The organism is Muricoccus nepalensis, assembly GCF_006438825.1.
In the GTDB taxonomy this organism is placed as follows: domain Bacteria; phylum Pseudomonadota; class Alphaproteobacteria; order Acetobacterales; family Acetobacteraceae; genus Roseomonas; species Roseomonas nepalensis.
The window spans coordinates 1-20,018 of sequence record NZ_RCZP01000024.1; the positions used below are offsets into that span (position 1 = coordinate 1).

A 20,018-nucleotide genomic window follows, 5' to 3' on the forward strand; every position below is an offset into this window, starting at 1 on the left:
AATCGCAAGAATGCGCTGTTCGCGGGCAGCGATGGCGGGGCGCGGCACTGGGCTATCGCGATGACCCTCATCCAGACCGCCAAGCTGAACGGCGTCGACCCTCAGGCCTGGCTCACGGATGTGCTGGAGCGCGTCGTCTCCGGGCGGACCAAGACCGCCGAGTTGGACACCTTGCTGCCGTGGAACTGGAAGCACAGCAGCCCCGCCACGGCACCCGCCATCGCGGCGTAGCGCGCCGGAACTCAGCCAGCGCCCACCGTCAATACAATTCCGCCCCTGTCGCCGCCGCGACGCTTACAAGGAACGTCGGGGGACTGCTAACTGCTCTCTCACCCGGCTGTCGGCTCGGTGAGAGCCAGAGGCGAAGATGCCCTTCCTCGATGTCCTTCTGCTCGTGGCGTTGCCTTGCATTCTGGGTGCTTGGCTCGGCTCCCGTGGAGCACACGGCGGAAAGCTGGCGGGGGCGGCAGTGGGCCTCTTCGCTGCTTTCGGCACTCTGCTGATCAGCGCCCTCATCCTTGGTCTGCGGCGGCGCGGCTGGATCTGACGTTTGGACGCAAAAAGGCCGGCAGGGGGGCGCCCCGCCGGCCTATCTGCTTCCTTGGGTGCGGAGAGCGGCCGCATCCTGAGAAGTCCGAGGGGGGCTGCTGCTGCAAGCTTTTGCCGCTGCACCAGCCCAGGCCTTTGAGCGATCACACCACACTGAAGGAGGCTAGTTTTGGCCCTCTCGGTAGCCTCATCGAAGCATCCCAAAGGTTAACGAGCCCCTAACTCCCGGCGCCCTTCTTAAGGAAGACGAGGGGGTGTGTTGGATGGGTCGTCCGAGGCGTGGCCCCAGTGTTACTGGGTTGCCGACCTTGCCTCTCGGTCCGCCCTTTGGCTGGCCCATATAGGACGCAAGAAGCAAGGGGAGCGGAGCGTGGAAGATCATCTACTGGCAGGCGTGAAGGCGCTCCTGGAGCGCGGCAGGCATCGTGGGTTCGTCACCTATGACGAGCTGAACCTGGCTATGCCGCAGGAACACTTCACCGCCGAGCAGATCGAAGACACCATGGCTAGCCTGTGGGAGATGGGCATCCACGTCGTTGAGGGCGGAGGGGGTGACGATGACGATCCGGTCGGCACGCCGCCTTACGGCCCGCAAGGTCCCCCGCCTCTTAGGGGTGAGGCCGAGCCCGAAAGACCGCTTGAGAGCACCAAGGCCACTGGCAGCTCGCTAGGAGTGCTGGGCCCAACAAGGCGCATGGGTTAGCCACGAGTGATCGGATGCGCCACTGGCAGCGTCAACAGATAGACAGCTAGAACCCGCCGAACCGCACGATCGACGCGAGGGTAACGACGAGCGCGCCCGCGATGATGAAGCCCGCCGCAAGCCGCTGAATGCCGCGAGGGCGGTCGGGGTCAGGCACTAGGGGCATACCGATCAGCGAGCCGCCTGACCGCCTCCTCCTCGTCTGGACATATCGGTCTTGAGCCCTCCGGGGCGTTGTAGCGCACAGGGCAGATCTGCTGGACCATGAAGTGCATGCCATGCTTGCTGCTTGGTGCCTGCGTCCACTGCATGCTCCCGTCCGGCCGGCGGATGATCTTCGTGACGTCGAAGATTGCGCCACACCGGCCGCATACTGCCTCAACCAAGGAAGTCTCCTGCTTACGCATCGATGAGGCGTAGGAAGCCGGCAGTCGGCCGATGTTAGCGTATCTGCTGTCCATGGCGCCTTCCGGCGCAGCCGGAATGTTCTTGGTCCGCGCCAATATCGAGCAGCACAGATGTCGATTTTACTAGCTCCTCCACCCTGACCTTCTCTATCACGGAACCGTGATCGCTTGATAAGGCGAAGCGGTCGGTGGAGAGGTGTCAGTCCGATGTTTGAAGCGATGTGCGCACTCGGTGCCTTCGGAGCGGTCCTGATGACCCTCATCGGAGGGGGGCTGTGGATGGAACTGACCCGCCGCCGTACCTCCGAGGCTGCCCGCCGCAGATTTGCTCTGTAGTCGCGGAGAAACCGTGGCCAAGCCGCTGCTTTAAGCACGCGCGAGCGCTCAACCTCGCAACGCCCCGAGGCGAGCCCATCCCGGCCGCTGGTTGCGCAACATTCAGAACAGCCCGTGGCCACTTATTGGTCGCGGTTAGAGCGTCGGAAGGTGACCGTTGGACAGAGGTTTATCGCCAAACCTGCGCTCCCCTGTGGTTGGAGTACCAGGAGCCGTTGAGGGCCTCTACAAGCCATGGCCGAAGGTGGTCTGGCTGGTGAGCAACACCATCAACATGGACGACGACACCAACGCCCGTTACTGGGCTCGAGTGTTCCAACTAAGCGATCTCGACTTGGCGACAGCGGTGATGATCGTCGGCTCAGATGCTCGAGCGGTGGCTCGGTTCCTCGGTGATGCTAGCGGGCCCCATTAGACCGCAGGGGATCACGGCCACCTACTTGGCGGTGTGTGGACGGCGCGCCTCTGATTGCGGCGAGACCAGCCCCAGTCCGTCAGGCGTGAGGTCTCTACGGGCCACCGACACGCGAGGACCACGCGACTTGGAAGGTTGCGGCAGCACACGCCCGAGTGGAACCGAGCATCAAGTTCTCTGCGATCGATCCCCGCGAGGTCTTTGCACTCGAGACCGGCGTCACACGCCCGCCGGTGGACGAGGGTCTACACACTCCTCGCTAGCTGCGAGTTGGTGGGGGCTGTTGCGTTCTCCTGCGGTGTGGCGGCGTCGGCCATCGCCGCACTGATCTCCCGCAGCAGGGCGGCGCCTCGCTTGGTGCGCTGTGCAAGGACCGACCGCCGGTCAGCCGGATCGATCTTGCGCTGAACGAGGTCAAACTCCCCCAGGCGGTCCAAGCCGCGAGTGATGGCGGGCTTGGAGACGTTGAGGGACGCGGCGAGGCCGCGCACGGTGTGCGGGCCCGGGCCGAGGTAGACGGTCAGGAAGACACCGAGCTGCCGCGCCGAGAGGTCCGGTCCGTCACGCCGCACCAGGGACACCACGGTCTCACGCAGAATGGTGACCAGTTCGTCCGGTGTGCCTTGCACGCGCATGCGTTGATCCCGTTATTTGCCTGGAAAGAAGGTCAGATGTCTGAGCACTAGCTGGTCCTCAGACCTTCTAGCGCCGCCGTGTTGTAGCTTCAGATGGTTCCGCCAGCCCTGCAGCCACGGACCACGCCAAAGCTGAGCGGGTCAGTGATCAGATGAGGCTTGAGGTTCATCTCACCACCCAAGCGCTGGTGTGGTGACGTTGTGAAAGCGACATGCGTGCCACCTCATCAAACGCAACGAAATCAAGGAGCCTTCGGCTTTTCTTGATCCGCTTCCAAAATAAATGTAAGTTCTGCCGACACACTGCCTGGATCGGGAGGTGCAAAGCAGCAGGGTGCTCGCCCGCCTTTGAGCCAACCAGAAGTTCGCGTCATGTTCTTTTCTGCGTTACCCTCCTGCCAGCGCGCAGGAGGCCTCATGCTGCCCCTTCTCCCCACCCCGCCCGAGCCCATCAGGGCCGCGCCGGGCCGTGCCGAGATCGCCCGGATTTGGGACAGCCTCGACCGTGAGGGTCGGCGCCTGCTGCTGGCCCAGGCGCGCGCTGGTGCCGAGGTGACGGGGCGAGTGCCGCAGGGAGACAGTGCCCATTCCTGAGCGACGCAGGAGGGTACCTACATGACCACTGACTTGCCCGAGCCGGTGCGCCGCGGGCAGGAAGCCATGGGGCGGCCGGTGGGCGACTTCGCCGCTCCAGCTGGCCAGTGGGCGCTCTTCCTGCAGTGCGCCGGATCCTGCCGGGTGCAGAGGCGCCTGGTGGCCGATCTCGTTCCCCTCATCCCTCCGGATCTGACGTGGGCGGAGGTCGTGCCGAAACTGCGGTGCAGCCAATGCGGTGCTTCGGCTTCGATCGTTGGGTTGAGCGGCCCCCCGAGGCAGCCAGGGCTTGGCAGCACCTGGCTGCTGCTCCAGTGGGGCAAAGGAGCGTGGCGGAACTGAGGGTGATCCGACGGAGAGGCAGCGGGCTGGGTCGTAAGATCGCGTCCCTATGAAAACCCGCCTCCGAATTTCGCTCCCGCACAGCCTACTCGCAACAGTTCTGAAACGCGCCAGCAACCTTCTTGGCTGATGATGACTTGGCCAGGGGCAGTTTCCTGCCGGCGGCGCCCCTGGCTTTCCCTCTGTCAGGGGTGAAAGCGGGGGCAGGATGGCGCTGCACGAGCCGTCCTGCCCCTTAGCGGGCTGCCAGGATTGAAGAGCTACGGGAGAAGCGCGCCAAGGCGCCCGAGCCATGGTTCACGAGGGCGTGCTGCAGCGCAGCATCGGCTTGTCCTCTGCTCAACAGCCATGCAGAGTGCGAGGCGCAGCAACCGGGGGTTGCCCGGCTGCTGCTTTCTTGGACGTTTCCTCCCTAAACTCGGCGGCGGCTTCGGCTGCCGTCTTTTTTTTGGTCCAGGAGGCGGGCGGAGAATGCCCGAGGGCTTGGAGGGCCGCAAGGAATTGTAGCTCGGGTGCGGCATGAGTTAGGTCACAAAGCAGCACCCCTGGGCTCTGGATTGTCGAGCCCTCCTCTATGAGCCGTAGAGGTGGTCTCCCTTGTACGTCCTTGCTGCATCGCCGAGGAACTTGGCCACCTCTTTGGCGTCTGCCCCCACCAGCATGACCGCCGTTGCCAGATCAAGCTCGCTGACCTGGAACACGCCGGTCCAAAAGCGCGCGTTGGCGTCGTCATCGATATCGATGACGTCGCGGACTAGCCAGCGGCTCCTTTTGCGATCAGCCATCCCATCCCCATGCCTCGATAATGGTGTGTCGTAATTAATCTGCGTTAAGGACGACCTGCGTATGCAGCAGTGCGGTGTGGAGAACGTCACGAGTTCCAGAGGGTTCGGTGGCTCGCTCTATTTACAACTCGCCAACCATGGTTGACCTCCTTATGGAGGCCGAACGCCAATCCGTGCACCTAGCGCAGATCGCGCAGCGCACCCGCGATCTTATTGCCCAAAGCCAACAGCTACTCGCCGCACAGCAACTCGAACGCGACGCGGCCAGTGAGCGCGTGGCGACAAGGTCCGACTAGCATATTAATCCTAGGGGTGGCCAGGGTTCGGCTGCGCTCTTCACCCATGACGGTGCGCCGCGTGCGCGACGTCGGCACAGTCGCGCATGACAGCAACCACCATTCACGACCTTGCCGAATGGCGCAGCCGCTTGGCCTATGCTCTTCGCGTGGCCTTCCAGGCTGACGATGCGGGGTTGCCGGCAGCCAGGATCGCGGCGCTGCAAGAGCGTGTTCGCGCGCTGGAGCACGAAGGCCGGCGGCGCGGTTTCCTGCCGGTCGATGGCGCGCGCGGCTGAGCCAGGCAGGCGGCACCGAACGGATGGCGGAGGTGACCAGGGTCTGGCCGTGCTCCTTCGTCGATGGTGCGAGGCTCTTAAGATGTGGTCAGACTGCGCCCATGGCCGTGATCACGCCTCACGACTTCGATGAATGGCGAGGCCGCGTGGCGGACGCCTTACGAGCCTTCCTTGCGGCCATGGATGCGCGAAGGCCGGCGGCCGAGATCGCCCTGCACGAGCGCATCCGCGCGCTGGAACATGAGGGTCAAGAGCGGGGGCTGCTGCCACCGGCGGACCCGCACCGCTAGACGATCAAAGCCTTCGGCGACCAGCTAGACCGAAGAGGCGAGGGGTACGACGGTGGCGCGCCGCCGGTGATCACGCCGTTGTAATAACCAACGCCCGCTACGGATCACAGCTCAAGGTTGCAAAAAACGAACGCTCTTTCTACCGTCTCTTTCCGTAACGTTCGTGCCAGAAGGGGACGATTAGAGATGATCGACATAGCTTCTGAATGGCGGAACCGTCTGAGCGCCGCGCAACACGCCCTCGCTGCCGCCGAAAATCATTGCCCACTAGAAAGGGAAGTTGAGGTGTTGAAGGGGCGGGTGGAGGAGCTGAAGGAGGAAGGTGAGCGCCTGAAGTTCACGTCGGCCACCTCACTCCACCACTAGCGCGCGGAACTGGTGCTCTCGACCACACCAAGTCGACGACTGCTGCCTTGATCAAGCCGAGGGGGGCTGGCGCGACCGCTTTTTGCGACCACACCAGCCCAGGCCACTATCATCATAAGGATCAACAGCGGAGCTAGAGTTAGAAAAGCTAGTTTTTGGCCCTCTCGTTAAGCCTATAGAAGCATCCGAAAGGTTAACGAGCTACTAAGGGCTTGCAGCTTTCTTATAGAAGAACACGGTGGCGTGTGGGCCGGGTCGCAGAAGGAGCGAACGCGAGCATCAGCTTATCGAGCTCGCCTCCTGGTCCAGGCTTGCCTTGCCGATCAGACTTCCTTCCCGTCCAGCTCAATGGCCTCCATCCGGCTGAACTCGGCATCGAACAGGGCTGCCATTCGCGTGCGAAGGGCGATGGCCTTCACGGGATCGCCCGTGACCGGCGCCTCGGCGAGAACCCTCTCCATCTGCGAGCGGAGGGTGCGGATCAAAGGCAGCCGGCCACTCTCCGTGTTGCGTCGGAGCATGGCCTCCAGGGCCCCTTGCAGTGACGCGGCCACCATCCGGGCGAGGTCTTCGCCAGACTGCGTGTCAGAGCGCTCTGTCATGCCCCACCTCCCACAGTCGGCAAGCTCATCCGCCATGTGGGATGAAATCCATTGCGTATGTTGCGAACTGCTGCGCATCTTCCATCTGTTAGCTTAAGTAATAGTTGCGGTTTCGTCACGGATCACCAAGATTGTCCTGCCTGGAGCGCTACATGGCTGAAGAGTACGAAAGTGGAACCCTGCCCACGGTGTCGTGGCAACTTGAGACTGCTTACAAGGCGGTAGCCGCTCTGGCCGAGTATGCTCGGTCGGCAAACCTCGAAAAAGCGGATGAGCTACTCGCTGACGTTATCGCCTTGATGGTAACTCGCGGCTCGGCCACGAGCGAAGCTGAGTGACACCGGCATTATGCCCCTTTGAAGATCCGCCTGCGCTTGTCAGGGTCGCCCCGCAACCTAAGCGCTGTCTCTGTTAGGTGTCGCGAAATCGGAGCAGGTCTGCGGTCCTGAAGCTACTATTTCTAGCGAAGAAGGACGTTTGATCTGTCTTGCTGAGCAGGCAATCGGAGCCAAACGCACGAATTGCTATCTGCTGGGTTGCCGCTACGTCACAGCGAGTTCGTGACGATCTGACAGGCTTTCTGATAGCGCGCTTCGTTCCATCGAGCGCTGCCCATAGACAGGCCTTCATCCCAATGCGCCGTCCCACGCAGGCGCGTAGCGATGTCGTGCAACGTTCTTGATTGCCGGTGAGCCGGGCAGACCCGTTCAGCGGTCGTCAGGAGGGGTCCAACTGGCTTCAGTTCGGCGGCAAACAAGTCGTGCTCCTGCCCAAGATAGGCAACGACGGTAGCCAAACCGAAGAGGCCGGCAGTCAGCTTCAGCTTCACAAAACGCCTTCCTGAAATGACTTGATGCGAGTGCCCGTGAGGCATGCCCCGCAACCTGTGCAGCGGCATACCGGCTGGAGATGCTTGCGGAAAGGGCGGCTGCTGAGACAATTGTGCGTTCGCTCAAGGAGAACGATCTTATCGTTTTGCCAAGCGTAACCTCCTTACGAACGCCGATTGTCACACATCGGCCCGCCAGGAAATCAGCCGGGCGAACCCCCTCTAAGTTCCGGCATCTGCCAGAAGTCGCCTTCGGCGTGGCTCAGTGGTGGTGGGAGAAGCGGCGAACTGGCCACGTCAGCTTTCGCGCGCAAGCTGCGTGGGCGGCCAGGTGGCCCAAGTGCGGGCGCCTTAGCGGGCGGTTCGGCAGCCCAGATGTCGCCCACCTCAGGCTGCAGTGTCTCGAGCCCATCAGCTCGCCCAGTGATCTGCCTCATCGTGGACAGGTTGGACGGTAGCGATGACGACGTGGACGCCCCTCCATATGGAGCGCCGCAACCTGCCACCAGCAGCAGGCCAAAGGTTGAGATCTGTCGCAGCGCTTTACTCATGCCTGATCACTCAATGCGCTCGGTCTCCCAAGGCCTAGCTACGCTCTCAAAGGCTCTGGCCGAGCTGGCATCTCCAACCTTGCCCGATGCACCTCGTCAATCGAGAGCAAAGCATAAAGCACCCCCCGATGACCCCCTGATGCCCCCCCGATGCCTCAAAAATGGAACGTCTGGCACCCGTCAGAACAGCAAGAGGAAACAGAAACTTACAAGGCACCCCCCTGATGACCCCCGATGACCCCCGATGCCTTCTTACCCTTACGGGTGTGAGGAAAGTGTATGTGTATAGGGCGCATGCAGCGCATCCCCTGGTGGGGGTAGCGCCGTCGCATTGTGGGGTAAATTGTGGGGTTCCGGCAGGCTGCGTCGCAAAAACGCTGACGCCATCACGCAAGGTGGCGTCCCCAAGGGGATTCGAACCCCTGTTACCGCCGTGAGAGGGCGTAGACATTGGGCTCTCGTATCGGCTATACCGTTCCAGAGAGACATCAAAATCAGCGATTTAGCGTCTCTCTGTCTCATGGCTGGCAGGCTTGGCGTTGCTGGCAAGTTGGGACGTAAGTTGGGACGGGATCGGGTAGGATGGCAAAGGCAGCGGCAGCGGTGGTGACCACAAGCAAGGCCCCGGCGAGCGGGCCCGGGCGCCGGACGGCCGGGATAGACACCCCGGCGAAGCGGGGGCGGCTTGCTGTCCACCGGAACCCCTACTGGCAGGCGTGCGGCGCGGGGCGCGGCGGGGTGAGCCTTGGCTACCGCAAGCCGACCGCCGGGGCCGGGACATGGATCGCGCGCCTGATCCGGGACGGCCACCGGGCCGAGCATCGGCTAGGACAGGCGGACGACGCAGGGGCCGCCCCCGGCGCCCTGCCCTACGGCGCGGCCCTCACAGAAGCCCTGGCATGGGCCGCGCGGCGCGCTGGCGCCAACTCCGAGCGCGCAGACCGCGCCACGGAGCCGCTCACGGTCCGAACGGCCGTTGCCGCCTACGTGGCCGACCGCAAGGCTCGCAACCCCGAGAACGGGCGCGACGCCGAAACGCGGCTCACGAAGCACTTGCTGGCGGCAAAGATTGCGGACCGGCCACTGGCGGACCTGACGGACGCCGACATGGCGGGTTGGGTGCGCGCGCTGGATGGTATCGCGCCCGCCACGGTCGCGCGGCTGCTGAACGACACGAAAGCGGCCCTGCACCAAGCGGCCGAAACCCACCACCGCCTCTTGCCGGCCGGCTGGCGGGACATGCTGGCGCGTGGGTTGCGCCGCGGAGCCGCAGCGCACGCCAAAGCGCAGCCGCCCGCCGCAGCCCACCAGCGGCCGTTCCTGTCCCTGGCGGACGTGCGGGCCCTCGTCGCGGCGGCGGGCGAGCAGGATGAGGACGGGGACTTCTCCCGGCTTGTCGCGGTGCTGGCACAGACGGGCGCCCGCTTCTCGCAGGTTGTGCGGTTGACGGTGGCGGACGTGACCGAGGATCGGGGGAACCCAGCGCGCGTGCGCCTGATGATGCCGAGTAGCCGCAAGGGCCGGCCGGGGAACAGCAAGGCGACGCACTACCCTGTAGCCATCGGTGCCGACCTGTTGACGCTGCTGCGGCCTGCTATGGCGGGCCGCGGGGGGCACGAGCCACTGTTGACCCGCTGGCACCACCGGCAACACGCAGGGGACAAGGAGACAGGGCGCGCGCCGCGCTGGGTGAAGGACCGTCGCGAGCCCTGGCACAAGGCGGCCGACATGGCCCGCCCGTGGGCCCGGGCCGTTGCCGCCGCAGGGCTGCCCCCGAGCGTCACGCCCTACCGGCTGCGGGACGCGAGCATCATTCGCGCCCTGACGGACGGGCGGCTATCAGTGCAGCACGTCGCCAAGCTTCACGACACATCGGCCGCCATGATCGAGCGGCACTACGCCAGCCACATCGCGGACGCGATGACAGACGCAGCGCACAGCGCTGTCGTGTCTATCGTGAGCGCGCCGGCCGTGACGCTGCGCGCAGTGGGCTGACGATCGACGACCCGGCACCGAAGAAAAACGTATGGCTGGCCAACTTTTTTCACCGCTCCCGTCCACGGAAGGGAGGGGCCGAACCGGCAGCCGCACCCATGCAAACAGGGCAATAGCCGCAGCTCGACCTCGATCTTAATGCCCCGATGCCCCTCTTGCTCGGTATACATCACACCCTTAACTCTCACTTGCGTGATGGAGCCGCTAAACCGGACCGCTTGGCGCCGGTTGCTTCGATCAAACACGGCGCACGCTGCCCCGGCGGAGGGCAGCGAACGGAGCAGTCAACGGCCGGACTGCTGCGGCGGCCACGAGCGACCCGAACCACCCTCGCCCCGTCAAGGGGCCGGCCCTGTGGCAGCGCGGAGGGGCGCGGCCGACGCTTTCACGAGGCTCACATGAGGCCGCAGAACCCAATCGCGACGCTCCCTTGGCGGGAGTGCGCCAACGTCCCTATCGCGACGGCCGCGCAGATCATCGGGTGCAGCCCCGGGCGCATCTACGCCCTCGCTACCGAGGGCTGCATGGACTTGGTGAAGCTGGCAGGGCGGACGCTTGTGCCGGTGGAGAGCCTAACCCGCTTCCTTGATGCGGCCGAGCCCTACCGTCCTGACGGTAGCCGGCCGCGTGGTGCGTCGCTCACGCGCGCCCGGGCGCGTGCTGCACGGCCGGCCGACGCCTGAGCCGCAGCGGCCACCGCCGGCCATGCGCGGCCGGCGCGGGGCGCGTCAGGGCGGCGCGTGACGCGGCTATGGTCGCCGCTCGGCGTGCAGCTCGACCAGCCATTCGGAGAGGCCAATTTGCCCTGCCAGGTAAGCCGCATAGGCGAGCGCCACGCGCTCCCGTGCGACTTCGCCCGCCACGCCCGCGAGGAACGGCGCCAGCGCGTTGGCATGGGCCGCCAATGCAGCCCGGCCGGGCGCACGAAGCCCGTTCAACAATTCCGCCATGGAGGGCGGCCCCTTGGCGCCCGACGCCGAACCCGCGCGTCCGGGGCGCTGCCACGCCCCCGTCGCATATCCTGTGTCCCGCTGGCGGCGCCGGGAGTTCGACGCCGGCTGCCCGGCCACGTAGAGCGCCGTGTCCCCATCCATGTCCCGCGGCGCCCATCCGGCCGGCGGCGGCTCGCATGCACGCACGCGCTCCCGCAGCCCGGCCAGCGCGGCCGTCCAGATCGTCGGGTGCGGCTTCCCGTCCATCCAGGCGCGGCGCCACCGCCATCGCAGCCAGTCCAGCACGGAGGGCGGCAGCCATTCTGGCGGCTGCCCGGCGCGCTCTATCTCGACCCGCATGGCCTCGTTCTGCACGGCCGACAGCGCCAGCGTCGCGCCGTGGGCCCAGGGATCGCGCTTCCAGGCCCGCCGCTGCGCGTTGGCGGCGGCACGGGCACGAGAGGGCGGCTTAGCGAGGGCACGGCCCGAGTGCCGCCGGCAGCGCCCTGTAGCCGTGGTGGCCGGGGCGCGGCAGGGCTGCCCGTTCTTGCGCGTCGCGCCACACCGGGAGCACCCGGGGGCGCCGAAGCGGGTGGACATGCCGGCGGCGGTCAATGAAGCTCGGTGGGCCGCGTTAGCGAAGCCCCGAAGCAGGTATTGCGCGTTCGCGGTCATGGCATGGAAGTGGGGTGGGGATGCGAGCGGTGCCATGCATGGGCGCGAAGCGCATGGCGGCCGGTTGGTGGCCCTGGCCGGCCGGGCAGAACACGCCACACGCTGCGACGTTGGCCACTCATCCCGGCCGCAGAAAGGGTCGCCGGCGGATCATCCTGGCCGCGCACCCCAGATGACAACTGGCAAGCAGCTCCGCGAGATCGGGCGTGAGCCCTACCCGCCGGCGACTCCGGGCCGCGTGTGGATCGTGGAGCTGACCTACTCGGCTGGGGGGCCGCCCACCGGGGAGTTGCGCACCGGCACGTGCAGCTCGGCCGAGCGCTTGGCGCGCGACATGCTGAACCCGTCACGGCCCCTGCCGCCGGGCTTCCCGCGCCCCATCAGGGCTGTCGTTCGGCGTGGCAGCGGCAGCACTGATCCCGGCCGCACCTTCCTGCCGGGGCAGCAGAGGCCCATGGATACCTCTGGGCCGGCCCAAGGCCCACTCGCTCCGCCCGGCCGCTTAGCGAGTGTCTGGCGCGCCTTGCGAGACTTCTAGCCCCCTTTTGCCGCGCATGACCGGGTCAGGGCATCAGCCGCCTTCCTGATGCGGGCGCCAGACAGTTTCCAGAAATGACGCTTGTTCCGGCACACGCCTCCGAGGCGGCGCCCGTTCCTACGACCTGAAAACCCCGCGGCGACCCGACTGACCGGAAGCTGTCTCGGGCGGGTGCCGCCCGCGCCGCAGGCGAGGGCGGGGGCCCCACCGAGAGAGGGCCCGCGACGCCGCAAGCCGGGCGCCAAAATCGTCTAATCGAACTTTCTCACCTACTACCCTCTGGGTTTCCCCTAGCCCTGCGGTCTAGGGGAACGCAGAAGCTAGTGGGCTAGAGTGGTATGTCTTATCGGCCTTATTCCCTACGGGTATTAGGGGCGCCGTTTGTTGCGCTGTCAATAGAAATTGAACAGTCTCGCGCGACAAACTTCTTCGAAGTTGCGCGATCGACACGGCCATGGCTCGAATCCAGCGTGTCGTTTATGCCCTGACGACGGCGGGGCACATGGTCCAGCCCGCCTCCAAACGATTGATCGTTTCACCCAATACTGAACCATGCCCGACCCGAAGTTGGGAGCGGCGAAAGTTTATGAGCCTTTATGGGAGGCCAACGGGCCGGCGCGGCGGGCTACCCTCCGGGGGGGCGGGGGGGGCGGCCGTGGCTCGGCCACAGAGGGCGCCGCACCGTATGGCGCCTGCTCTCCCAAGGCGCGCTTATACCAACCGCCTTGGTGGATGACCGGTTTGGGTGGGAAGCGGCTGTAGAAGACCGTGGCCCGAATGTCCGCTTTACCCTCCTGAACGGAAGGGGGACTAGGCCGCATCGTCTGGTGCCTAACAGCATGGTCTGGCCGGAAGCGGACAGTCCGCTTCGAAACGCGCAGGCTGTCGGAGCGGCAGTATCCCTTGCCAGCCGCTCTCGCCCCAAGGCGAATCCCAAATAAGTGCTTGGGCTCGGGCTGCCGGACGCTCCGTCGCCGTATAACCCCGTTACCGCACCGGCTAGGCCACATGGCCGAGCACCCACAACGCGCGCCCTCCTCTGCATAGCTTGATCGATTTGAATATGCCGTCAAACAGGTAGGGGATACCGGTGCGCGCCAACACCAAAGCGATCGGCCGGCGAGGCGGGCGGTAAAAGCGCCGCCCACCGGGCGAAAAGAGCGCCGGTCGCGGCGGTGCCACGGCCAGCAGACATGACGGTGCGCGGAAGGGGACGCCGCCCCGTCATCCCGACCAGGCGCATGCTGCCCATCTGCCGGCCGCCCCTCGGCGATCACGGGGCGCGCCCCATGCGGATCGTTGGATGCTGTGCGCATCGTTGAGCTATGCGTTAAGTAGGTTCATCCGCGCCCGCGCATCGTCGCAGGCCGAGCTAGAGAGGCAGACGCCCGAATGGCGACCCGCGAGGAACTTCGGAAGCTCTATAAGGACCTTCGGCCTGACGTTCCGCTGGAACCCGGCAGCGAATTCTACGAGCCGATCTACACCGAGCACCCCGAGCTCGGCCTCGAGGATCCGGTAAGCCGGATGGCGACCCTGGTCGAGTTCGACGGGATCGAGAGCGTGCGGCTCTTCTCGGGTTTCCGCGGCTCCGGCAAGACGACCGAGTTGAAGCGGCTGAAGCGCGATCTGGAGGCGGATGGCTATGTCGTGCTCTACGCGGATGCCCTGGACTATGTAAACGCGGTCGAACCGATCGACATCGCGGAATTGCTGCTCGCCCTAGCCGGGGCGTTCGGCGAGGCGGTCGAGCGGGAGTTCGGGAAGGACATCCACCGGGAGAGCATCTGGGACCGCACCCTTCGATTCCTCCGCACAGACGTTGCGGCCACGGAAGTGGCGCTGAAGGCGGAGGTCGGCGTCCCTGGTGCCCTCAAGGTCGGGGCCGATCTGAAATTCGCTCTGCGCGCGGCGTCGAGCTTCAAGCTGAAGCTGCAACAGCTTCTCGCGTCACGGCTGCGGGAGCTAAAGGAGGATGTGGACGCATTCTTCGAGGAGGGCGTGAAAGCGATCCGCGCCAGCCGCGGACGAGACGTCCGCATCGTGTTCATTTTCGACTCGCTCGAGCAACTGCGCGGCACCTTGCAGAACGAGCAGGCGGTGATCCAGAGCGTCGAGCGTGTGTTCGCCAGCCATTTCGATACCCTGCGCTTTCCCTACATCCACACCGTCTACACGGTTCCGCCCTGGCTGAAATTCGTCCTGCCCAACACGGTGCAGATCACGCTGCTGTCCACCGTGCATCTCTGGAACAACGACGAGGCACGGTCGCATTGCAAGCCGGCCTGGGACGCCTTCCGCTCCGCGGTGCGGCGCCGGTTCGGGGACGCCGGCGCGGCGGTGCTGTTCGGCGACGATCATGCGCAGCAGATCGACCGTCTGATCGGGTGCTGCGGCGGACACTTCCGCGACCTATTGCGCCTGCTCCAGGACACCGTTGTCCGGGCGACCTCCTCGCTGGCCGGGGACCCGGCCGCGCGGGTCACCGAGGCGATCAACGCCGCGCGGCGCGACTTCCTGCCGGTCGCGGTCGAGGACGCGCGGTGGCTGGCGCGCATCGGCGAGCATCGGGAGACCCTGCTGCCCGACACCGACGCCGAAACCGTGAACCGCCTGACGCGATTTCTCGACTGCCATGCCGTGCTCTACTTCGTGAACGGCGATGAATGGTACGACACACATCCGCTAATCCGACAGGAGGTCGCCGATGTCGTCGCGAAGAACCCCGTGCAGCGAGACTGACCCTCGATGAGCGGCGGTATGGCGGCGCGGATGGGGGCGATTGCGTCCCGCTACGGAGCCGCCGCGGGCGCCGAGTGGGAGCGGCTGGTCGGCCATCTCCGCCTCTCCGACGCCTTCGTGCTGATCGTCTTGGTGGTCCCGGACCGCGACGCCGCCCGTCTCTGCCGCGAGGAGGTCGGCCGCCTGCTGCACGAGGACGGTGCAGTGCTGCTGCGCTTCGAGCCGGGCGAGCCGGAGGACCTGCGCGAGGAGGTCGAGAAGTTGGTCCTTCTGAAGCCGGACGGGCAGCGCACCGCCGTCTGGTTGGCCGGTGTGGTGCCCGAATCGGACCCTTCAGCGGAACGCTGGCGCCACTGGTGGAGGCTTGCGCTCGAAGGCCTGAACAGGCGGCGGAACAGCCTGACCGCGCGGCTGAGCGGACCTTTGATCATCGTGTCTGCCCCCTGGCTGGTGCCGCTGTTCCGGGAGGCCGCGCCCGATCTCTGGTCCATCCGCACACTCGTCCTGCGCATCGAGGCCGCCGCGCAGCGTGACGGCTGGAGCGAGGAGGACGCGCGGACCCGGGACCGCAGCGCGAACCGGGACATGACCGGCCTTGCGTCACCCGACCCCGAGTTGGCTTTGGAGAGCGCGGCGCTTCTCGAAGGGGTCCCCGAGCAGGGTGCCGCGCGGGCGAACCTCCTCGTCCGCGCGGCCCAAGGCCTGCTGGCCCGGGGCGATGCTCGGCACGCCGAACTCCTGGTGCAGGAGGCCCTCCCGCTTCTACCGCCGGGTGACACGGTTATGCACGGCGTCACGACATACGAACTCGGCCGCGCGCTGCTGGACCAGGGCCGGCCGGCGGAGGCGGAGGCGGCGTTCCGCCGCGCCTTCACCCTCGCCGAGGAGGGCGGCGAGGCCGCGATCTCGCGCGGTGTCACAATGAACATGCTCGGCCGCGCGCTGTTGGACCAGGGCCGGCAGGCGGAGGCGGAGGCGGCGTTCCGTCGCGCCCTCACCCTCGCCGAGGAGGGCGGCGCCACCGCGACCTCGCGCGGCATCACGATGGACGCGCTCGGCCGCGCGCTGCGGGACCAGGGCCGGAAGGCGGAGGCGGAGGCGGCGTTCCGCCGCGCCCTCACCCTAAAGGAGGAGGGCGGCGCCACCGCGACCTCGCGCGGTATCACGACACACGAACTCGGCCGCGCGCTGCGGGACCAGGGCCGGCCGGTGGAGGCGGAGGCGGCGCTCCGCCGCGCCCTCACCCTCAAAGAGGAAGGCGGCGACACCGCGACCTCGCGTGGCATCACAATGGACATGCTCGGCCGCGCGCTGTTGGACCAGGGCCGGCAGGCAGAGGCAGAGGCGGCGTTCCGCCGCGCTCTCACCCTCGCCGAGGAGGGCGGCGCCACCGCGATCTCGCGTGGCATCACAATGGACATGCTCGGCCGCGCGCTGCTGGATCAGGGCCGGCAGGCGGAGGCGGAGGCGGCGTTCCGCCGCGCTCTCACCCTCAAAGAGGAAGGCGGCGCCACCGCGACCTCGCGTGGCATCACAATGAACATGTTCGGCCGCGCGCTGCGGGACCAGGGCCGGGCGGTGGAGGCGGAGGCGGCGTTCCACCGCGCTCTCACCGTCAAGGAGGAAGGCGGCGACACCGCGACCTCGCGCGGTGTCACGACACACGAACTCGGCCGCGCGCTGTTGGACCAGGGCCGGCAGGCGGAGGCGGAGGCGGCGTTCCGCCGCGCCCTCACCCTCGCCGAGGAGGGCGGCGCCACCGCGACCTCGCGCGGCATCACGATGGACATGCTCGGCCGCGCGCTGCGGGACCAGGGCCGGCCGGTGGAGGCGGAGGCGGCGCTCCGCCGCGCCCTCACCCTCAAGGAGGAGGGCGGCGACACCGCGACCTCGCGTGGCATCACAATGGACATGCTCGGCCGCGCGCTGCTGGATCAGGGCCGGCAGGCGGAGGCGGAGGCGGCGTTCCGCCGCGCTCTCACCCTCGCCGAGGAGGGCGGCGACACCGCGATCTCGCGCGGCATCACAATGGACATGCTCGGCCGCGCGCTGTTGGACCAGGGCCGGCAGGCGGAGGCGGAGGCGGCGTTCCGCCGCGCTCTCACCCTCAAAGAGGAAGGCGGCGCCACCGCGATCTCGCGCAGCATCACAATGAACATGCTCGGCCGCGCGCTGCGGGACCAAGGCCAGCAGGCGGAGGCGGAGGCGGCGTTCCGCCGCGCTCTCACCCTCAAAGAGGAAGGCGGCGCCACCGCGACCTCGCGCGGCCTCACGATGGACATGCTCGGCCGCGCGCTGCGGGACCAGGGCCGGGCGGTGGAGGCGGAGGCGGCGTTCCACCGCGCTCTCACCGTCAAGGAGGAAGGCGGCGACACCGCGACCTCGCGCGGTGTCACGACACACGAACTCGGCCGCGCGCTGCTGGACCAGGGCCGGCCGGTGGAGGCGGAGGCGGCGTTCCGCCGCGCCCTCACCCTCGCCGAGGAGGGCGGCGCCACCGCGACCTCGCGCGGCATCACAATGGACATGCTCGGCCGCGCGCTGCTGGACCAGGGCCGGCAGGCAGAGGCGGAGGCGGCGTTCCGCCGCGCCCTCACCTTCAAGGAGGAGGGCGGCGCCACCGCGACGTCGCGTGGCATCACAAAGGACATGCTCGGCCGCGCGCTGCGGGCGATGGACGGCCGTACCTAGTCTCCCGGCCGCGACGGGCGCCTAAAGACTTTTGCGTAGCGCGAGGCGGGGCTCATGCTTGTCTAACCCTGAAACGCTTTAGCCACCGAGCTGACCGCAGACGCCGCGGCATGGGCCCTAGCCGCCTAGCACGCGGCGGCCCTGCTAGCAGCCGTGGACGCCGCCGCACTGCCCGGCGGCCCTGCGCTGCCCAGCCTGCCGGCGCACGCCACGGAAGCCCTCACAGGGCCGCTCAGGAGGTCTGGGCCATGGCGGCCCACCCAGCCGACGGCTCTGCGGGGGTGGGCTGAGGATCGGAAGGAGGGGCCGGGCGGAACCAGGGCTGTTCCTCGGCTGAGTTGCTTCGCCCAGCTCGGCGCGTGGGCCCCTGCGGCCCGCGCCCAGGCCGGGAGCGGCTCCATTCCTCACGTCGACGTAAGCAAGCCTCCGCGCCATCCCTTTTTCGGGGCGCAGCCCAGGCGTGCCAACGAGGCGAGGGCGAACCCACCCCGCGCGAAAATCAACAAGTTGGGATGATAACTTGGGATGAGCGCCACAGACGCTCTAAGCCCTTCAAAAGGCTGGCGTCCCCAAGGGGATTCGAACCCCTGTTACCGCCGTGAGAGGGCGGTGTCCTAGGCCTCTAGACGATGGGGACGTGGCCTGCGGGAGCGGCCTTCTATCCGCGTTCCCGGGGGGGATCAACCCGGGGTCCGCGCTTTTTCGGCACTCTTTTTCGCGGCCCCCGCTTTCCCGCCCCCGGCCAGGGGGTGCCGCCCCTCCCGGCAGGCGTCCGAGCAGAAGCGGACGGCCTCCCAGTCCCGCGCCCACTTCTTCCGCCAGGCAAAGGGCCGCCCGCAGGCCGCGCAGTCCTTCACGGGCAGGTTCGGCTTGCGATGGGCCAAGCCCCTACTCCCCCACCCGGACCTCGCCGAGCGCCTGGCCGCTCCGCGTGTCGAGGAGCACGACCCGGTCGCCGTCCGGCCGCTGCACCCAGACGGCCACGCGCCCCTCCCCCCCGGGCGCGATCCCGCCAATCCGCGTGCCCGCCGGCTGGCCGAGCGTGAGCCCGGCCGGCAGCGGCGCCCCCGCGGGCACCACCGCGGCGGGGGCCGCCACAGGCACCGCCGTCGGCGCGGCCTTGCCCGCGCGCTGAATGATCAGCACAACCAGGGTCACGGTGCCGACGACGATCAGCACCCCCATGCCCACGACGAGAACCTTGAGCGCGCGCACCGACCCCTCCCCCGCACCGGCCGAGCCCCTCGCCTTCACCGCCACCGCCGCGCAGGCGGGCGAGCGGCTGGACCGGGCCTTCGCCGGCATGGGCGGTCTGTCGCGCTCCCGCGTCAAGGCGCTGGTCGAGGCCGGCCACGCGGCCCGCGACGGCACCCCCACGACCGACCCCTCCGAATCGCTTCGCCCCGGCGCCCGCTACACCCTCGCCGTCCCGCCGCCCGAGCCCGCGACGCCGCAGCCCCAGGCCATGGACCTCGCCATCCTCTACGAGGACCGCGACCTCATCGTCCTCGACAAGCCCGCGGGACTCGTCGTCCACCCCGCCCCCGGCCACCTCGACGGCACGCTGGTGAACGCCATCCTCGCCCATGCGGGGGAGGAGCTCTCGGGAATCGGGGGCGAGAAGCGCCCGGGCATCGTCCACCGCCTCGACAAGGAGACGAGCGGCGTGATGGTCGTGGCCAAGACCGAGGCCGCCCACCACGCCCTCTCCACCGCCTTCGCCGAGCGCGACCTCGACCGCAGCTACCTCGCCCTTGCCTGGGGCACCCCCTCGCCCGTCTCGGGCAGCGTGGAGGCCCCGGTGGGCCGCCACCCCGCCGACCGCAAGCGCATGGCCGTGGTCCCCCGCGGCAAGCCCGCCCTCACCCACTACGCGACCGAGCGCGCCTGGGGCGCCGCCTGCTCCCTCCTCCGCTGCCGCCTCGCCACCGGCCGCACCCACCAGATCCGGGTCCACATGGCCCATCTCGGCCACCCCCTGGTGGGCGACCCCGTCTACCTCCGCCGCACGCCGGCGGGCGCGAAGCTCCTCCCCGAACCGGCGCGGGACGCCCTGCTCTCCTTTCCCCGCCAGGCGCTGCACGCCCAGTCCCTCGGCTTCAACCACCCCGTGACCGGCAAGCCCCTGCACTTCGCGACACCCATCCCGCCGGACATGGCCGCCCTGATCGCCGCGCTGGACGCTCCGGAAGCCCCGTAACCGCCCGCAGAACAGGCCCGGAACAGGGCGCTGTAACAAGACTGTTTCAGTCGGGTTTCGCTTGCCTTTTCCGCGGGCTTAGATTACAAGCACGACAGCTTCCGCAGCGGGGTGCCTCGAAAGGGGCCCGTCCGAAACAACCACCATCTTCCTTCGCGAATGCGAAAACCTCGGCGATGGCGGGCGTTCTTGATGGGCTCAGGGCCCAGCGCGCGAAGGCATGGTCCGGATATCCCGGGCCGCTGCTCAGCCGTTCGCGCGCCCGCC

The 20,018-nt window shown here is 67.5% G+C and carries 21 protein-coding genes and 1 tRNA gene; 14 read left to right on the forward strand and 8 right to left on the reverse strand.

Annotation, left to right across the window (positions count from 1 at the left end; genetic code table 11):
* The 4 genes from EAH89_RS19625 to EAH89_RS33515 all read left to right on the forward strand — a co-directional run.
* On the forward strand, nucleotides 1-231 hold a 231-nt coding region (locus EAH89_RS19625; RefSeq protein WP_140885413.1), incomplete at its 5' end, for a transposase domain-containing protein.
* A gap of 136 nt (nucleotides 232-367) precedes the next feature.
* The gene (locus tag EAH89_RS19630; RefSeq protein ID WP_140885414.1) at nucleotides 368-547 is read left to right on the forward strand and encodes a DUF4175 domain-containing protein; all 180 of its coding nucleotides are present in this window, start codon (nucleotides 368-370) and stop codon (nucleotides 545-547) included.
* A gap of 372 nt (nucleotides 548-919) precedes the next feature.
* On the forward strand, nucleotides 920-1,252 hold the full coding sequence (locus EAH89_RS19635) for an RNA polymerase sigma factor region1.1 domain-containing protein (RefSeq protein WP_241667106.1): 333 nt from the start codon (nucleotides 920-922) through the stop codon (nucleotides 1,250-1,252).
* Nucleotides 1,253-2,251: 999 nt separating this feature from the next.
* The gene (locus EAH89_RS33515; protein WP_140885415.1) at nucleotides 2,252-2,410 is read left to right on the forward strand and encodes a DUF3606 domain-containing protein; all 159 of its coding nucleotides are present in this window, start codon (nucleotides 2,252-2,254) and stop codon (nucleotides 2,408-2,410) included.
* Nucleotides 2,411-2,655: 245 nt separating this feature from the next.
* Here EAH89_RS33515 and EAH89_RS19645 read toward each other — a convergent pair whose 3' ends face one another.
* Complete coding sequence (locus tag EAH89_RS19645) at nucleotides 2,656-3,045, reverse strand: MarR family transcriptional regulator (RefSeq protein WP_140885416.1); 390 nt, start codon at nucleotides 3,043-3,045, stop codon at nucleotides 2,656-2,658.
* 417 nt (nucleotides 3,046-3,462) lie between these two features.
* Here EAH89_RS19645 and EAH89_RS31430 point away from each other — a divergent pair, with 417 nt between their 5' ends.
* Nucleotides 3,463-3,639 (forward strand): hypothetical protein, encoded by a 177-nt coding sequence (locus tag EAH89_RS31430; protein WP_161993689.1) that lies wholly within the window; start codon nucleotides 3,463-3,465, stop codon nucleotides 3,637-3,639.
* 914 nt (nucleotides 3,640-4,553) lie between these two features.
* Here EAH89_RS31430 and EAH89_RS19650 read toward each other — a convergent pair.
* Nucleotides 4,554-4,766, reverse strand: coding sequence for a DUF3606 domain-containing protein (locus EAH89_RS19650; RefSeq protein WP_140885417.1), 213 nt, complete (start codon nucleotides 4,764-4,766; stop codon nucleotides 4,554-4,556).
* Between the two features lie 382 nt (nucleotides 4,767-5,148).
* On the opposite strand from EAH89_RS19650, the gene EAH89_RS19655 reads away from it, so the two are divergent.
* The 3 genes from EAH89_RS19655 to EAH89_RS19665 all read left to right on the forward strand — a co-directional run bounded on the left by EAH89_RS19655 (nucleotide 5,149) and on the right by EAH89_RS19665 (nucleotide 5,996).
* Nucleotides 5,149-5,340, forward strand: a complete 192-nt coding sequence (locus EAH89_RS19655) for a hypothetical protein (protein WP_140885418.1) — start codon at nucleotides 5,149-5,151, stop codon at nucleotides 5,338-5,340.
* A 101-nt stretch (nucleotides 5,341-5,441) separates the two neighbouring features.
* Complete coding sequence (locus EAH89_RS19660) at nucleotides 5,442-5,630, forward strand: hypothetical protein (protein WP_140885419.1); 189 nt, start codon at nucleotides 5,442-5,444, stop codon at nucleotides 5,628-5,630.
* Between the two features lie 186 nt (nucleotides 5,631-5,816).
* Nucleotides 5,817-5,996 (forward strand): hypothetical protein, encoded by a 180-nt coding sequence (locus tag EAH89_RS19665; protein ID WP_140885420.1) that lies wholly within the window; start codon nucleotides 5,817-5,819, stop codon nucleotides 5,994-5,996.
* 323 nt (nucleotides 5,997-6,319) lie between these two features.
* Here EAH89_RS19665 and EAH89_RS19670 read toward each other — a convergent pair whose 3' ends face one another.
* On the reverse strand, nucleotides 6,320-6,598 hold the full coding sequence (locus tag EAH89_RS19670; protein ID WP_140885421.1) for a hypothetical protein: 279 nt from the start codon (nucleotides 6,596-6,598) through the stop codon (nucleotides 6,320-6,322).
* Nucleotides 6,599-6,750: 152 nt separating this feature from the next.
* Here EAH89_RS19670 and EAH89_RS19675 point away from each other — a divergent pair, with 152 nt between their 5' ends.
* Nucleotides 6,751-6,936, forward strand: coding sequence for a hypothetical protein (locus EAH89_RS19675; RefSeq protein ID WP_140885422.1), 186 nt, complete (start codon nucleotides 6,751-6,753; stop codon nucleotides 6,934-6,936).
* Nucleotides 6,937-7,145: 209 nt separating this feature from the next.
* Here the strand turns inward: EAH89_RS19675 and EAH89_RS19680 are convergent, their stop codons facing one another.
* Entirely contained in the window at nucleotides 7,146-7,427 is a 282-nt protein-coding gene (locus EAH89_RS19680) for a hypothetical protein (RefSeq protein ID WP_140885423.1), read from the reverse strand.
* Nucleotides 7,428-8,716: 1,289 nt separating this feature from the next.
* Here EAH89_RS19680 and EAH89_RS19685 point away from each other — a divergent pair.
* Together EAH89_RS19685 and EAH89_RS19690 are read left to right on the forward strand one after the other, a co-directional pair.
* Entirely contained in the window at nucleotides 8,717-9,973 is a 1,257-nt protein-coding gene (locus tag EAH89_RS19685) for an integrase (RefSeq protein ID WP_140885424.1), read from the forward strand.
* A 398-nt stretch (nucleotides 9,974-10,371) separates the two neighbouring features.
* A complete protein-coding gene (locus EAH89_RS19690; RefSeq protein ID WP_140885425.1) occupies nucleotides 10,372-10,656 on the forward strand; it encodes a helix-turn-helix domain-containing protein in 285 nt (94 codons plus the stop codon).
* 66 nt (nucleotides 10,657-10,722) lie between these two features.
* Here EAH89_RS19690 and EAH89_RS19695 read toward each other — a convergent pair whose 3' ends face one another.
* Nucleotides 10,723-11,505, reverse strand: coding sequence for a hypothetical protein (locus tag EAH89_RS19695; protein ID WP_140885426.1), 783 nt, complete (start codon nucleotides 11,503-11,505; stop codon nucleotides 10,723-10,725).
* Nucleotides 11,506-13,510: 2,005 nt separating this feature from the next.
* On the opposite strand from EAH89_RS19695, the gene EAH89_RS19700 reads away from it, so the two are divergent.
* Complete coding sequence (locus EAH89_RS19700) at nucleotides 13,511-14,860, forward strand: hypothetical protein (RefSeq protein ID WP_140885427.1); 1,350 nt, start codon at nucleotides 13,511-13,513, stop codon at nucleotides 14,858-14,860.
* 6 nt (nucleotides 14,861-14,866) lie between these two features.
* Nucleotides 14,867-17,551: a tetratricopeptide repeat protein gene (locus EAH89_RS19705; RefSeq protein ID WP_140885428.1), complete on the forward strand. Its 2,685-nt coding sequence runs from the start codon at nucleotides 14,867-14,869 to the stop codon at nucleotides 17,549-17,551.
* 561 nt (nucleotides 17,552-18,112) lie between these two features.
* On the opposite strand, the gene EAH89_RS19710 is transcribed toward EAH89_RS19705, so the two are convergent.
* The 3 genes from EAH89_RS19710 to EAH89_RS19720 form a co-directional block, all read right to left on the reverse strand.
* Nucleotides 18,113-18,188, reverse strand: a tRNA-Glu gene (locus EAH89_RS19710).
* Nucleotides 18,189-18,231: 43 nt separating this feature from the next.
* Entirely contained in the window at nucleotides 18,232-18,435 is a 204-nt protein-coding gene (locus tag EAH89_RS19715; protein ID WP_140885429.1) for a DUF2256 domain-containing protein, read from the reverse strand.
* 4 nt (nucleotides 18,436-18,439) lie between these two features.
* Nucleotides 18,440-18,766, reverse strand: coding sequence for a DUF6476 family protein (locus EAH89_RS19720; protein ID WP_241667107.1), 327 nt, complete (start codon nucleotides 18,764-18,766; stop codon nucleotides 18,440-18,442).
* Between EAH89_RS19720 and EAH89_RS19725 the strand changes: the two genes are divergently transcribed.
* Complete coding sequence (locus EAH89_RS19725; RefSeq protein WP_140885430.1) at nucleotides 18,735-19,751, forward strand: RluA family pseudouridine synthase; 1,017 nt, start codon at nucleotides 18,735-18,737, stop codon at nucleotides 19,749-19,751. The genes EAH89_RS19720 and EAH89_RS19725 overlap by 32 nt on opposite strands.
* Nucleotides 19,752-20,018: the final 267 nt, after the last annotated feature.